Consider the following 13,670-nt stretch of genomic DNA (forward strand, 5'->3'; position numbering starts at 1 on the left):
GACGCTGGACGCGGCCGAACAGGTCGCCTCGGGGAAGGCGGACGGCCGGTACGACGCGATCTGGCTGTCCTCCAACGACTACCTGCGGCTGCGCCCGGGGAGGGTTCCCCGGGCCGCCCGCCCGCCGCCGGCGCGGCGCGTGGGTTGTGCGCCGGCGGGGTTTTCGGGACCTCGGGCGTGTCTTGTGGATCAGCCGAGGAGGGTGCCGCCGGTGGCGTCGACGAAGGAGCCGGTGATCCAGCGCGCCTCGTCGGTGGCGAGGAAGGCCACCACGTCGGCGACGTCCTCCGGCTCGCCGACCCGGTTGAAGGCGGACAGCCCCGCCATGTACTCGACGGCCTCCGGGATGTCGAAGGCCGGGCTGCCGTTGCGGGTGATGCCGGGCGCCACCGAGTTGACGGTGATGCCCCGGGGGCCGAGGGCCTTCGCGAAGTGCAGCGCGAGCTGTTCGAGCGCGCCCTTGCTCATCGCGTACGCGATCTCGTCCGGGTTCGCGAACCGGGTCAGGCCGGAGGAGATGTTGATGATCCGGCCGCCGTCGGGCATGTTCCGCAGCGCCCGCTGGATCAGGAAGAAGGGCGCCTTGGCGTTGACGGCGAAGATCCGGTCGAACTGCTCGGGGGTGACCTCGTCCGCCGGCACCCCTCCCATCACCCCGGCGTTGTTGACCAGGATGTGCAGGTCGGTTGAGCCGGTGCGGTCCAGCAGCTCCGCCTCCAGCGCGGTGAACAGGGTGTCCGCGTCCCCGTCGACGCCCAGTTCGGTGCGCAGTGCGAAGGCGCGGCCGCCGTCCTTCTCGACCGAGGCGACGACCTCGTGGGCGGCCGCCTCGTCCTGGTGGTAGTGGACGGCGACGAGCGCGCCCTCCTCCGCCAGCCGCATCGCCGCCGCCCGGCCCATGCCCCGGCTCGACCCGGTCACCAGCGCGGTGCGGCCCGTGAGCCGCTCCGCCCCGGCGCCGGTCCGCGCGGGGACCGCCGCGGGCACGGTGCGCACCGCGGCGGGGGCGCCGGCGGTGGCCGGTGCCGCGGGCCGGGCGGTGGGCTCCCCGGTCCGCTCGGGCCCGAACCAGCGGCCCAGCGCCCCGGCGAGCGGGCCCGCGTCCGGACCGTCGGCCCAGACCACGTGCCCGTCGGGGCGCACCAGCACGGCGGTCACCGCTTCCCCGGCAGGACCGCCCGCCGCCGGGCCGGCGGTCACCGAGGCGGCCGCCACGGTGCGGACCCGGCCGGCCCAGGGTGCGGCCGCGTCGGCGAGTTCGGCCCGGCGGGCCTCGTCGCCGGGCGGGAGGATCAGCAGGCCCCGCCCCGGACGCAGCAGTTCGAAGGTGCCGGTGCTCCCCTCGGCGGTGGTCACCTCCCAGTGCGGCACCCTCAGGCCGAGCAGCCCGGAGCCGCCGCCGTCGCCGTCGTCGCCGCCGTCACCGCCGCCGCCGACCGCGTGGCGTACCGAGAGGCCCGATATCAGTCCGGCCAGGTGGGTCCGTACGTTCTCACTGGCGGTGAGCTCGGCGAACACCTCCCGCACCGCGTCCACCTCGGGGCCGCCGAGCAGCAGCATCGCCTGGGTGCGGACGTTGCCCTGGACGGCCTTGCCGACGGCGTGCCGTTCGGCGTGGTAGCTGTCGAGGAGTTCCCCGGTGCCGTGCCCGGCGATCCGGGCGCCCAGCTTCCAGCCGAGGTTGAAGGCGTCCTGGAGCCCGAGGTTGAGGGACTGGCCGCCGATCGGCATCTGCTGGTGGGCGGCGTCCCCGGCGAGCAGGAGCGGGCCCCGGCGGTACTCGGCGGCCTGCCGGGAGGCGTCGCCGAACGAGTTCACCCACAGCGGGGTGCCGGAGCCGATGTCCTCTCCGGTGATGCGCTTCCAGGCGTCGGCGACCTCTTCGAAGGCGGGCTGCCCGGCCCGGGGGCGGGCCCCGAACTCGTGCACCATCACCCGCGTCACCCCGTCGGGCCGGCGGGCCGCGATGGCCAGTCCGCCCGCCAGCCGCTCGAAGCGGCGGTTCGGGATGTCGATGCCCGCGACGTCGGCCCGCAGCAGTTCGCGTCCGGCGTCGGTGCCGGGGAAGCCGAAGCCGCCCAGGCGGCGCACGGTGCTGTTCTCGCCGTCGCAGCCGACGAGGTACGGGGCCCGGAAGGCCGCTTCCCCGCCGCTCTCGGTGCGTACGGTGGCCAGTGCCCCGTCCGCCGTCGTGGTCAGCCCGGTCAGCTCGTGGCCGCGCCGGATGTCCGCGCCGAGGTCGGCCGCCCATTCCCCGAGGACTTCCTCCAGGCGGGTCTGGGCGACCTTCCACTGCCCCGGGTAGGGGCCGGGCAGGCCGAGGTCGAGGGGGATGCCCCCGAAGTGGCCGGCGTTCTCGCGCGGTACGTCGCCGAGGCGTTCCAGCAGGCCGCGGCTGTCGAGGATCTCCACGGTCCGGGCGTGCAGGGACGACGCCCGGGATTCGGCGGTCGGCGCGGTGAGCCCGTCGAGCACCACCACGTCCGCCCCCGCGAGCCGGAGTTCTCCGGCGAGCAGCAGTCCGACGGGGCCCGCGCCGACCACGATCACCTGGGTCTCGGTGCAGTCCTGATCGATGGCCATGGGCGTACTCCCTTTCTGTGGGCTGGGATGGGGGTGTGGTGGCGGATGCGACGTGACGCGTCGGGCGTCAGGCGTCGACGGAGACCTTGAGGTGCTGGTTGACGGCTTCGACGAGGGTGCGCGGGGTGCTGTTCTCGCTGAAGACGTCGTCGTCGAGCGTGATGCCGAACTCGCGCTCGATGCGGCCACCGGTCTCCAGGAGCGCCAGCGACTCGTAGCCCAGGACCTCGAAGTCGGCGTCGAGGATGTCGCCGTCGAGGTCGACGTCCTCGTCGGCGCCCGCGCCCTCCAGGAGGATGCGCTTGAGGTCGTCGAGGGTGAATTCCTGCTTGGACACGGTGGGTCCTTTCATCGGTCTTCCGCGGCCGGGGAGTCCGGCCGCGGGAGTTCTGTCGTACGGGTGGGACGGGTGGTCGTCGGTTCAGTCCACGGCGCGCAGGAGGGCGGCGGAGTTGAAGCCGCCGTGGCCGCGGGCCAGCACGAGCGCGGTGCGCACGGAGGCGGTCCGGGAGCGCCCGGTCACCAGGTCGATGTCGTAGGCGGGGGAGAGTTCGACGTTGGTGGTCGGCGGGATCAGTCCCTCGCGCATCGCCAGGACGGCGCTGACCACGTCGACCGGCGCGCCGCCCGCGCCGAGCCGTCCGGTCATCGTCTTGGGCGCCGTCACCGGCACCCGCCGCGGACCGAAGACCGCCGTGACGGCCTCGGCCTCCACCCGGTCCAGAGCCGGGACGCCGGCACCGTCGGCGAACACCACGTCCACCTCGTCCGGATGGCACCCGGCGTCGGCCAGCGCGCCCTCCACCGCCCGCCGTAGACCGGGCTCACGCCCGCTGCCCGGCCGCGGGTCGAAGGTGGCCGCGTAACCGGCGAACTCGCCGTAGACGTTGCGCCCGCCCCGGGCCCGGACACTGCCCTCGTCCTCCAGGACGACGATCGCCCCGCCCTCACCGGGCACGTAGCCCGACGCCGCCCCGTCGAACGGCAGGTACGCGCGGTCGGCCTCGTCACGGGTGGAGAGGGATCCGCCGGCGAGGTGGGCGGCCCATCCGAAGGAGCAGACGGAGGCGTCGAAACCACCGGTCGCGATCAGCCTGCTCCCCTTGCGGAGCCGCCGCCGCGCGTACGAGAAGGCCTCCAGCCCGCCGGCCTGGTCACCGACCACGACCCCGGCCGGACCCCGCAGATCGTTGCGGACCGCGATCTGACCGCTGTTGACGGCGTAGAACCAGGCGAAGGACTGGTACGCGCTCACGTGCCTCGCGCCCTGGCTCCACAGTTTGCGCAGCTCCCGCTCGCCGAACTCGAAGCCCCCCGACCCGGCCGCGGTCACCACACCCATGTCACACGGGTGGACGTCCCCCGGTGCCAGCCCCGCGTCCGCGAAGGCGCAGTCGGTGGCGATCAGGGCGAGCTGGGTGACCCGGTCGGTCTGCGGCACCAGCCGCCCCGGCAGATGGTCCCCCGCCTCGAATCCGTGGATCTCCCCCGCCAGACGCGCCGGGTACGACGAGGCGTCGAAGCGCGTGACCGGCCCGATCGCGTTCTTCCCGATCCGTGTCGCCGCCCAGAAGTCCTCCACCCCCAGTCCGCTCGGCGCCGCCACACCGATGCCGGTGATCAGGGTCCTGCCGCTCACGGCAGCCTCCTGTCCGGCCGGGCCAGCACCATCGCGCTCTGGAACCCGCCGAACCCGCTGCCCACCGTCAGCACCGCGTCCGTGCGCTGCTCCCGCGCCACCAACGGCACGTAGTCCAGATCGCAGTCGGGGTCACGGGTGCGCAGGTTCGCCGTCGGAGGCACCACGTGGTGCTCCATCGCCAGCACCGAGGCCGCGATCTCCAACGCCCCCACCGACCCCAGCGAATGCCCGATCATCGACTTGATCGAGCTCACCGGGACCCGGTAGGCGTGCGGTCCCAGGGCCAGGCGGTACGCGGCCGTCTCGTGGGCGTCGTTCTGCTTGGTCCCCGAGCCGTGCGCGTTGACGTAGTCGAGGTCGGCGGGGCCGAGGTGCGCCTCGTCGAGGGCGACCGTGACGGCCTCGGCGAGTTCCCGTCCGTCGGGGCGCAGTCCGGTCATGTGGAAGGCGCTGGAGCGGGAGGCGTAGCCGGCCACTTCGGCGTAGACGTGGGCGCCGCGGGCGCGGGCGGCCTCCAGTTCCTCCAGTACGAACACGGCCGCGCCCTCGCCCAGCACGAAGCCCTTGCGGGTCGCGTCGAACGGCCGCGACGCACGCTGCGGATCGTCGTTCAGCGTCGTCGTCGCCTTGATCGCGTCGAAACACGCCAGCGTCAGCGGGGTGATCGGCGCATCCGTCGCACCCGTCACCATCACGTCCGCGGCACCCTCGCGGATCAGGTCCACCGCGTGGGCCACGGAGTCGATCCCCGCCGTGCAACCGGACGACACCACCGTCACCGGCCCCTCCGCACCCACCACCCACGCCACCTCCGTGGCGAGGGAGCTGGGTACGAAGTGGTCGTAGAGGTGCTGCGGCGCCCGCGTGTGGTCGACGGTCTGGAGCCGGCCGTCGATGCTGGCCGCGCGGTACGCCTTGTCGAGGCTGCTGACGGCTCCCACTCCGGTGCCGATGCTGACGCCCGTGCGGTACGGGTCGAAGCCGTCGGGGTCGAGGCCGCTGTCCTCGACGGCCTCGCGGGCCGCGACCACCGCGAACTGGGCGGCGCGGTCCATGCGGCGGATCTCGTCCTGCGTCAGGCCGTGCAGCTCCGGCAGGAAGTCGGCCTCGGCCGCCACCCGGGAGCGGAATCCGGAGGCGTCGAAGTGGGTGATCTCCCGCGTCGCCGTGCGTCCCGAGCACAGCAGTTCCCAGAACTCCCGGACACCGATGCCTCCGGGCGCCAGTACCCCGATGCCTGTGATGACTACCCGGCGGGCCACGAGCGGTGCCCTCCCGTCATCTGCGCTGATCCGGCGGACGTCATTCGGATGCCGTCCAGTCGTAGAAGCGCGTGGCCATCGCGTCGGCCGGCGTGCGCCAGGTCTCCGGGTCGTACGGCTGGATGAACGGCTGCAGGTCGTAGCTGATCTTCATGAACCGCGGGTCGTTGCGGGACGCCTGGATGCGCTCGCCGCCGTCGTCCTCGGCGAAGTCCTGGAGGTGGAAGTAGAGGCCGTTGTACGTGAACAGGCGCCGGCGCAGCGTGCCCATGCGGTGCGGCATGTCCGTGTTGTCGAACTCGGCGAAGAGCTGGGCGACCTCGGCGCTGGAGCGTACGTCCATCCGCGCCACGATCAGGTTGCTGTGCATCTTTTCTACTCTCTCCAGGGATCGGCGGGGTCAGCGGGAGGTGGTCGGGCCGTACAGCCGGATGAAGTCGTCGACTCCGTCGGCTATCAGCGCGTCCTCCTCTTGCCGTCCGAGCGGCAGCGCGCCGTGGAAGGAGCGCTGCACGACGGACGAGGGGACCAGCAGGATGAAGCGTTCGGCCGCCTGGTCGGCGTCGGTGATGCCGAGCAGGCCGCGGTCGGCGACCTGGCGCAGCCGGCGGGCGAGCTCGCGGCGGGCCTGGCGGGGGCCGGTGGCCTGCCACTTGTCGACGGCCTCGGCGGGCAGGGTGGTGACCTCGGCGCTGATGTGCCGGACGATCGCGAAGTGTTCGCGGAAGGCCTCCAGCGGCGCCAGCCAGGCCCGGCCCAGGGCGATCAGGTCGGCCCGCAGGTCGGTGATCTCCGCGAGGTGGCTCTCGGCGACGGCCGCGAGGCAGGCCGCGACGGAGGCGGAGCTGTCCAGCAGGACGCCCAGCAGCAGCTGTTCGTGTTCGGGGAAGTGCCGTGCCACGACGTTCGTGCCCACTCCGGCCTCGGCCGCGGTGGCCTCGGCGGTGCAGCGCCTCCAGCCCTCGCGGGCGAGGACGGTCCTGGCCGCCCGTACGATGTCGCGGCGTTCCCCGTCGTGGCCGGCCGGACCGGCGGGGAGGCGCTCGATCGTTGCTTGCGGCGTTGCCATGTGTGGTTCCTCCGGTTGACGTTCTCGTCCGGCCGTCGGATGGGGCGGCCGTCAGGGGGTGCGCCGGTCGTCAGCGGCCCCGGGGGGCCGGGAGTCCCGTCAGGGGGTCCCGAACCAGCGTTGGAGCGCCATCGGCAGGTCGTGGTGGCTGCCGGGCGCGGCCCATGCCACGTACCCGTCGGGCCGGATCAGCAGGGCGGTGGTGTCGTGCGCCGCACCGGTCCCGGACGCCGCCCCGCGCGGCCGGGCGGTGACGGTGTCGACCCGCTCCGCCCAGGCCGCGGCGCGCTGGCGCAGCCGGGGGTTGTCCGCCAGGTCGAGGAGCACCCCGCGGGCGGGGCGCAGCAGTGCGGTGCTGGTGGTGGGGCCGTCGGGTCCGGTGAGCTCCAGGTCCGGCATGCGCCGGCCGAGCAGCGGGTGGCTGCCCCGGCCCACGTCGTAGGTGATCTCCAGTCCGGTGACCATGGCGGCGAGGTGCCGGGCGACGTCCTCGTAGGCCATCAGTTCGCGCAGGGAGTCGCGCAGCGGCTGTACTTCCGCGCCGCTGAGGAACAGCAGTCCCTGGGCCCGGGTGTTCATCAGGAGCCGCCGGCCGACGGGGTGGCGTTCGCCGTGGTAGGTGTCCAGCAGGCCGAGCGGGGCCCGGCCGAGTACGACGGAGGCCAGCTTCCAGCCCAGGTTGACGGCGTCCTGGATGCCGGTGTTCATGCCCTGGCCGCCGGCGGGCAGGTGGATGTGCGCGGCGTCCCCGGCGAGCAGGACCCGGCCGCGCCGGTACTCGGTGACCTGCCGTGCCGCGTCGCCGAAGGCGCTGACCCACACCGGTTCGGCGGCCGAGATGTCCTCGCCGGTGAGCCGCTGCCAGGCGGCGGCGACCTCGTCGAAGGACGGCGGGGCCTCGCGCCGGCGCGGCGGGGTGCCCCGTTCGCAGACGACGATGCGGGTGGTGCCGCCGGGCAGCGGGCCCACCATGACCATGCCGCCGGGCAGGGACTCGCCGATCATCCGGGGCTTGAGCTCGATGCCCTTGATGTCGGCGAGGTACATCTCCATGGTGGCCGCCGAGCCGGGGAAGTCGAAGCCGGCCGCCTTGCGCACGGTGCTGCGCCCGCCGTCGCAGCCGACCAGCCAGCCGGCGCGCAGGGTGTGCGTGCCGTCCGGGCCGCGGACCTCGACGTCGACGCCCTCGCCGTCGTCGCGTACGGAGAGCACCTCGTGGCCGCGTCGGACGTCGGCGCCGAGGGAGGTGGCCCATTCCTCCAGGTGCGTCTCGGTGACGGACTGCGGCACGGTCTTGGCGGCCTGGCCGGCACCGTCGAGCACGCCGAAGTCCAGCGGCAGCCCGCCGAAGTGGCCGAGCGTGCTCCGCTCGATCTCGCCGAAGCGTGCGAGCAGGCCGCGCTGGTCGAAGGTCTCCAGCGTGCGGGTGGTGAAGCCGAGCCCGCGGGACTCGCCCGTACGCCGGTCAAGGCGTTCGAGGACGACTACGGCGACTCCCGCCAGCCGCAGTTCGCCGGCGAGCATCATGCCCGCGGGACCCGCGCCGACGACGATCACAGGGGCGTCCATCACGTCTCCTTGGGTTCGGCCTCCGGAGACAGTGCACCGGATCTTGACTACAAGGTTCTTCGGCCGCGAGCGGCCGTTCAATGGCGCTGGATTCAGGAGTAGGTCAGGTTCCACAAGGCCCGGTGCGGTGCGTCGGACGGTGGAAAAGGGAATGTCAAACACCGGTCAGACGGCTGGTTCCGGATCCTTCCGGAGGCCGTGCTGACCGGTGTGGAGTGCTGCTCGGTGTGGTGCCGTGCGTATGGTGACGAAAGGTTCAGGTCCGCGCGGCCGCCCGGCGGGTGAAGCAGTCCCGGACGTCGCTCTCGTTGTAGTACGTGCGCCCCGCGCGGTTGCGCCGGCGCCAGCGCTGCTCGCTCGCCAGCCGGTAGACGGTGCCCGTGGGCGTGTGCCACAGCTGCGCGATGTCGGCGGCGGTCAGCCAGCGCTCGGTGGCCGGCGCGGCCGGGGTGCCGGGCTCCCGGGCGGAGTCCATGGAGCGGCCCAGCGCGCTCCACCGGTCGCTGGTCCAGCGGTGTCCGGGGTCCGCGGCGCAGACGACGGCCGGCTCGCCGGCGCCGGCCGTGGCGCGCACCGCGAGGGTGAGGGCTCCGCCGCAGCCGGGCTCGGGGCAGTCGCCGAGGCGGATGCTGCGGGCCGGGTCGGGGAAGGCGGCGCGGCGGCCGGCCCGTACCAGCCGGGCGATCTCCCCGGTGGCCTCGTCGGCGGCGGAGTGGGCGGCGAGCCAGTCGGCGTTGCGGAGCAGGAAGGCGGTGAGCGCGGCGACGGTCCGCGGCGGTGCGGCGAAGCCGCGCTGCTGGGCGACGAGCCCGCTCCAGGAGCCGAGTACGGAGACCATCGCGGCCCGTACGTCGGCGGCGGCGCCGTTGAAGGGGAGGCCGGGGAGTACGCCGCCGGTGGTGCGCTCGCGCAGGCTGCCGGGGGCCGCGCCGCCGAGGACGCGGCCGCACTCCTCGTACAGGTGGGCCAGTTCCGCGAGGCCGGCGGAGAAGTGCTCGCGGCAGGGCCGGCAGAGCCGGCTGCCGTCGGTCGCGCGCCCGCGGGCCCGTCCGCCCGCCCCTCCGGTGCGGCAGCCCTCCCCGTGGCACAGCGCCGTCACTGCCATGCTCGTTCCCCCTCGGCTTGCGTCGTGCTCGGCGGTCGTCCTCCCGCGGCTGAGCGCGGGGGCGGGGTTCAGGCGCCCTGGCCGAACCGGAAACCGACGCCCCGGATCGTGATGATCCAGCCGGCGCCGATCTTGTTGCGGAGCGTGCTCACGTGCGTGTCCACGGTCCGGCGGGACCAGGAGTCGCCCCAGACCTGCTGCATCAGCATCTTGCGCGGGATGACGGTGTCGGGGTGGGACGCGAGGAGGTAGAGCATGTCGAACTCCTTGCGCGTGGTCTCGACGGGCTCCCCGTTCAGGGTCACCTCGCGCGTGCCCGCGTCGATCCGCAGCGGACCGCAGGTGATGGTGGCCGCGGCGGGTCGGGTCGGCCGCGCCCGGCGCATGACCGCCTCCATCCGCGCCATCAGCTCGCGGAACCCGTACGGCTTGACCAGGTAGTCGTCGGCGCCCGCCTGGAGTCCGAGGACCCGGTCCAGTTCGCTGCCCCGGGCGGTGACCGCGATCACCGGTATCTCGTGGGCGGCGCGTATGCCGCGGCAGACCTCCAGACCGTCCAGGTCGGGGAGTTCCAGGTCCAGCAGGACGAGGTCGGCGTCGGTGTAGCAGCGCAGGGCGTCGCTTCCGGTGGCGACGATCTCGACCTCGTGCCCGTGCCGGCGCAGGCCGCGGGCGAGCGTCTCCGCCTCGATCGTGTTGCTCTCCACGATGAGGATCCGCCACAGGGCCGACTGGGTCGGCGCGTGCTGTGGCGTTCTGAGCCCCTCGGCCGGCAGGAACCCCCCGTTCACGCCCGTGGCGGCCGTGTGAGGTTCCAGTACAGCAATGGTCCGCTGGTTCATCTGCCCCCCTCCCCTCAAGCTCGGTTGAGCCAACGTCCACGAAGATACAAACCGCTGCGTCGGTTTGTCAAAGCCCGCAAACTCCGGCAAGGACCTCGAAAAAAGGACCAAATCGGGCCACCCTGGGTCAGGAATCGCCGTCAAACCAGCCAGGAACGGGCACCAGCAGCCCATTCCCATACCAACGGCGCGGTTTAATAATGGAAGGAAACTGATACAGGAGCTATGCGTGATGAAACAAGAACGCGCTGTCCGGACCCGTCATGCACTGATTGAGTCAGCCGCGACCGTGTTCGGACGGCGCGGCTACGCGGAGGCGACGCTGAGCATGATCAGCGTCGGGGCAGGAGTGAGCCCGGGCGCGCTGCACTTCCACTTCGAGAACAAGGCGGCGGTCGCCGGGGCCGTCGAGGCCGCCGGGGCCGAGGCCCTGCGCGCGGCCGCCCGCGAGGTGTACGCGGGGCGCACGTCCGCCCTCCAGGCCCTGGCCGACAGCTCCCAGGCGCTCGCCGGGCTGCTCCTGGGGGACGTCGTGGCCCGCGCCGGTTTCCGGCTGGGCCGGGAGTCCGCGTACGCGTCCTCCTGCGCCCTGCCCCGCGAGTGGCACGAGTACGTGCACCGGCTGCTGGCGGAGGCCTCCGAGGAGGGCACCCTGCTGCCCGGCCTGAACCACCGCAGCGTGGCGGCGACGGTGGTGGCGGCCACCCTCGGCTTCGAGGCGCTGGGCCGCGACGACCCGCAGTGGCTCGCGCCGCGCACGCTGGCCGGCTTCTGGCGGGTGGTCATGCCCTGTCTGGCCGTGCCCGCCACCCTGCGCGAGCTGGACGCCGCCGGGCGGGGCAGCTGAACAGCACGACGGCCCGCCACCGCGGGGGAACACGGTGGCGGGCCGCCGCCAGGGGGAAGCCGGCGGAGACCGGCAGGAGCCGGCGGGGACCGGCAGGAGCCGGTGGAAGCCGGTGGAAGCCGGTAGGAGCCAGTGGAGACCGGCAGGAGTCAGACCGGCCGGGAGGGCTCGCGGTGCCTCACACCGAGCGCAGGGTCCGGACCGGGTCGCCCGCGTACCGCGTCGCCGGCTCCAGCACGGCCCGGCTCTCGCGCCCGACCACCTCGCGCACGTACCGCCGCGCCGCGGCCAGTTCCGCGCCCGGGCCGGTACACCGCCCCACCGCCCGCTCGTCCAGGAGCACGTCGTGCCGACAGGACACGGTGACCCCCGACACGTCCGGCTCCACGCACCACTCGCCGGTGTGCGCCGCGAGCAGCGGGTGCGGCCGGGTCCGCTTGAAGACGATCCGCCCGGCGGCCGGGAAGCACGCCCGCACCCCCTCGGTCGGGTAGGCGGAGCCGTCGTCGGCCAGGTTGACCAGCCGGGTGCGCTGCACGCCGGGCCGGTCCTCGGACACCTCGGCCTCCAGCACGTGCGCGACCCTGCCGGGCCAGGAGCCCACGCCGTACAGGAACTCGTACACCGGCTCGGCCGGGCCCTCGATCCGTACGGACTCCTCGAAGGACACCATGAGTTCGTCGAGCCGCCGCCAGCGCTCGGCCGCGACCCGCAGACCGCCCAGCGCGGCCCACGCGCCCTCCTCCGCCCGCGCCACGGCCCGTTCGGCCTCCGCGGTCCGGCCGCCGTCGAGGGTGATCTCCCGTTCCAGGGTCAGCCGCGACCAGCCGGGGGCGAGTTCCTCCACGCACCAGCCGCCGCCCGAGGCGGTGACGGGCGCGTCGGGGCGCTCCTCGCGGAAGAGGACGCGCCGCCCGCCGGCGTCCAGGGTCCGCCGCACGAGCGAGCGCCGCAGTTCCCCGCCCGCGTCGGCCCACCGGACGTACCGGTCGGCGACGCCGTCGAAGTCCAGCCGCTCGACGTGGACGGTGTCCGGCAGGAACAGCGGCCACTGGGTGACATCGGCCACCAGGGTGTACAGGGCTCCGGCGGGCGCGGCCGCGTCGACCGCGTATGACATCCGGTGCACTCGCTCGACAGACATCGGGGACACCTCTCTCAACGCTTGGCGCAGAGCCTGTCGGCGTCCGCCGGAGTGCGCGTCGAACGCCGCTGGAGTCTCAGACGGCGGCGCGGCTGCCCAGCACGTCGTTGACCATGTCGAGGAAGAGCCGCGGGGTGTCGCCCAGTTCGAGGATCTCCCGGGCGAGCGGGACGGCGAACTTGCGCTCGATCGACTCGATGGTCTGCAGGATGGAGAGGCTGTCGTAGCCGAGTTCGATCCAGTACAGGTCCTGGACTTCCTCGGTCAGCTCGACGCAGTCCTCCTCGCCTCCCCAGATCCGCAGGATGCGGGTGAGGTCGGCGAGTTCCAGCCGGACCGTGGCTTGCATGGGTCTGCCTCTCTCCTCGTCCGCCGGCGCAGCGGCTCATACCGGGTCGCCAGGAGCCTGGCCGCCCGCCCTGGAGAGCCCCTCACGCCGGGGACGAGCCCGGCTGGAGCCGCCGCGCCTCCCCTCCGTGACCTGCGGCCTACGCCGCGTACAGGTCGAAGGTCGAGCTGCGGCGCGGTCCGGCGACCACGTCCAGCGCCGGGTCCACCCGCAGCATCGCCTGGTGCAGGCGCTGCAGCTGCTGCGAGGGCTCGACGCCGAGCTCCCCGATCAGCCGGGCGCGGAGCCTGCGGTAGACGTCGAGGGCGGTGGCCTGCCGGCCGGAGCGGTACAGCGCGACCATGGCCTGCGAGTGCAGGCCCTCGTGCTGCGGGTTGCGGGCCATGAGCTCGGTGAGTTCGGCGAGCAGTTCGCTGTGCCGGCCGAGGCGCAGGTCGACGTCGATCCGCCGCTCGGTGGTGACGAGCCGGCTCTCCGCCAGCCGCAGCACCTCGATCTCCAGGATCGGGCCGACGCGTACGTCGACCAGCGCGGGCCCCTGCCACAGGTCGAGCGCCTTGCGCAGCAGGTCGGCGGCGCGCTCGTCGTCACCGTCGTCGAAGGCGTTCTGTCCGGCGGCGACGAGGGCCTCGTACTCGTGGACGTCCACCGACTCCTGCGGGATCTGGAGCAGGTAGCCGCCGTGCCGGGTGGCGAGCACGTCCTTGGCGGTGCCGGGGGCCCCCGGGCCCATCGCCGTGCCGAGCCTGCGGCGCAGCTGGAGGATGTACGTCTGCAGGGTGGTGAGCGCGCTTTCGGGCAGGTTCGTCCCCCAGATCTCCTCCATGAGGGTCGGGACGGGCATCACCCTGCCCGGGTAGAGCGCGAGAAGCGCCAGGATCTGACGCGGCTTGCCCGCCGTAGGAACGATCGATGCCCCGTTGACCTCGGCACTCAACGGACCCAGAACCTGAATCTTCACGGTCTCCCGTCTCCCCTCCATATTTCGTCGAGATACTCTCGGTTTTCAGTATTCGACCCGATGACGGTAAGCCAGCCCAGGGCAACATCACCGGGCATTCAAGCCGACATCGAGCGGACCTCCGAAACAGGCGAACAGACGGCGGATTCGAAAGACAGGATTCCGATTGGATGGCAAACCCCGTGCTCAGACCGCTGATCGAGCTCGTCGTCTTTGTTCCGATCCCCGTTGATGAAAATTAAATCTCAGGTTTTTCCCAGCGCTTTCTTAAATCCCCGTGCAGCATTCACCGGGGGA

At 73.0% G+C, this 13,670-nt stretch carries 13 protein-coding genes; 1 reads left to right on the forward strand and 12 read right to left on the reverse strand.

Features of this window, described 5'->3' with window-relative positions:
- Positions 1-189: 189 nt before the first annotated feature.
- The 9 genes from ACQKM2_RS27295 to ACQKM2_RS27335 form a co-directional block, all read right to left on the reverse strand.
- Positions 190-2,583 (reverse strand): SDR family oxidoreductase, encoded by a 2,394-nt coding sequence (locus tag ACQKM2_RS27295; RefSeq protein WP_427714369.1) that lies wholly within the window; start codon positions 2,581-2,583, stop codon positions 190-192.
- A gap of 67 nt (positions 2,584-2,650) precedes the next feature.
- Entirely contained in the window at positions 2,651-2,920 is a 270-nt protein-coding gene (locus ACQKM2_RS27300) for an acyl carrier protein (RefSeq protein WP_427714372.1), read from the reverse strand.
- A gap of 84 nt (positions 2,921-3,004) precedes the next feature.
- Positions 3,005-4,222: a ketosynthase chain-length factor gene (locus ACQKM2_RS27305; protein WP_427714375.1), complete on the reverse strand. Its 1,218-nt coding sequence runs from the start codon at positions 4,220-4,222 to the stop codon at positions 3,005-3,007.
- Positions 4,219-5,487, reverse strand: a complete 1,269-nt coding sequence (locus ACQKM2_RS27310) for a beta-ketoacyl-[acyl-carrier-protein] synthase family protein (RefSeq protein WP_427714378.1) — start codon at positions 5,485-5,487, stop codon at positions 4,219-4,221. Before ACQKM2_RS27310 ends, ACQKM2_RS27305 begins: the two co-directional genes overlap by 4 nt.
- Positions 5,488-5,527: 40 nt before the next feature.
- Complete coding sequence (locus tag ACQKM2_RS27315) at positions 5,528-5,857, reverse strand: TcmI family type II polyketide cyclase (RefSeq protein ID WP_007268984.1); 330 nt, start codon at positions 5,855-5,857, stop codon at positions 5,528-5,530.
- 30 nt (positions 5,858-5,887) lie between these two features.
- The gene (locus ACQKM2_RS27320; protein ID WP_427714382.1) at positions 5,888-6,556 is read right to left on the reverse strand and encodes a TetR/AcrR family transcriptional regulator C-terminal domain-containing protein; all 669 of its coding nucleotides are present in this window, start codon (positions 6,554-6,556) and stop codon (positions 5,888-5,890) included.
- A gap of 99 nt (positions 6,557-6,655) precedes the next feature.
- Positions 6,656-8,125, reverse strand: a complete 1,470-nt coding sequence (locus ACQKM2_RS27325) for an FAD-dependent monooxygenase (protein WP_427714385.1) — start codon at positions 8,123-8,125, stop codon at positions 6,656-6,658.
- Positions 8,126-8,381: 256 nt separating this feature from the next.
- Positions 8,382-9,230 carry a hypothetical protein gene (locus ACQKM2_RS27330; RefSeq protein WP_427714387.1) on the reverse strand — a complete coding sequence of 283 codons (849 nt, stop codon included), beginning with the start codon at positions 9,228-9,230 and terminating at the stop codon, positions 8,382-8,384.
- Between the two features lie 68 nt (positions 9,231-9,298).
- Positions 9,299-10,072, reverse strand: a complete 774-nt coding sequence (locus ACQKM2_RS27335) for a response regulator transcription factor (protein WP_427714389.1) — start codon at positions 10,070-10,072, stop codon at positions 9,299-9,301.
- A gap of 232 nt (positions 10,073-10,304) precedes the next feature.
- Here ACQKM2_RS27335 and ACQKM2_RS27340 point away from each other — a divergent pair, with 232 nt between their 5' ends.
- Positions 10,305-10,919 (forward strand): ScbR family autoregulator-binding transcription factor, encoded by a 615-nt coding sequence (locus tag ACQKM2_RS27340; RefSeq protein ID WP_427714391.1) that lies wholly within the window; start codon positions 10,305-10,307, stop codon positions 10,917-10,919.
- 178 nt (positions 10,920-11,097) lie between these two features.
- Here ACQKM2_RS27340 and ACQKM2_RS27345 read toward each other — a convergent pair whose 3' ends face one another.
- The 3 genes from ACQKM2_RS27345 to ACQKM2_RS27355 form a co-directional block, all read right to left on the reverse strand.
- Positions 11,098-12,063 (reverse strand): SRPBCC family protein, encoded by a 966-nt coding sequence (locus ACQKM2_RS27345; protein ID WP_427714393.1) that lies wholly within the window; start codon positions 12,061-12,063, stop codon positions 11,098-11,100.
- A gap of 76 nt (positions 12,064-12,139) precedes the next feature.
- The gene (locus ACQKM2_RS27350) at positions 12,140-12,412 is read right to left on the reverse strand and encodes a phosphopantetheine-binding protein (protein WP_427714395.1); all 273 of its coding nucleotides are present in this window, start codon (positions 12,410-12,412) and stop codon (positions 12,140-12,142) included.
- Between the two features lie 139 nt (positions 12,413-12,551).
- Positions 12,552-13,373: an AfsR/SARP family transcriptional regulator gene (locus ACQKM2_RS27355; RefSeq protein ID WP_007268976.1), complete on the reverse strand. Its 822-nt coding sequence runs from the start codon at positions 13,371-13,373 to the stop codon at positions 12,552-12,554.
- Positions 13,374-13,670 lie beyond the last annotated feature (297 nt).

It is taken from the genome of Streptomyces sp. NPDC004126 (assembly GCF_050275515.1).
Lineage (GTDB): Bacteria > Actinomycetota > Actinomycetes > Streptomycetales > Streptomycetaceae > Streptomyces.

Coding starts and splice junctions, on each gene's coding strand:
- ACQKM2_RS27295 (WP_427714369.1), bottom strand. CDS start 2,583: ATGGCCATCGATCAGGACTGCACCGAGACCCAGGTGATCGTGGTCGGC.
- ACQKM2_RS27315 (WP_007268984.1), bottom strand. CDS start 5,857: ATGCACAGCAACCTGATCGTGGCGCGGATGGACGTACGCTCCAGCGCC.
- ACQKM2_RS27320 (WP_427714382.1), bottom strand. CDS start 6,556: ATGGCAACGCCGCAAGCAACGATCGAGCGCCTCCCCGCCGGTCCGGCC.
- ACQKM2_RS27325 (WP_427714385.1), bottom strand. CDS start 8,125: ATGGACGCCCCTGTGATCGTCGTCGGCGCGGGTCCCGCGGGCATGATG.
- ACQKM2_RS27330 (WP_427714387.1), bottom strand. CDS start 9,230: ATGGCAGTGACGGCGCTGTGCCACGGGGAGGGCTGCCGCACCGGAGGG.
- ACQKM2_RS27335 (WP_427714389.1), bottom strand. CDS start 10,072: ATGAACCAGCGGACCATTGCTGTACTGGAACCTCACACGGCCGCCACG.
- ACQKM2_RS27340 (WP_427714391.1), top strand. CDS start 10,305: ATGAAACAAGAACGCGCTGTCCGGACCCGTCATGCACTGATTGAGTCA.
- ACQKM2_RS27345 (WP_427714393.1), bottom strand. CDS start 12,063: ATGTCTGTCGAGCGAGTGCACCGGATGTCATACGCGGTCGACGCGGCC.
- ACQKM2_RS27350 (WP_427714395.1), bottom strand. CDS start 12,412: ATGCAAGCCACGGTCCGGCTGGAACTCGCCGACCTCACCCGCATCCTG.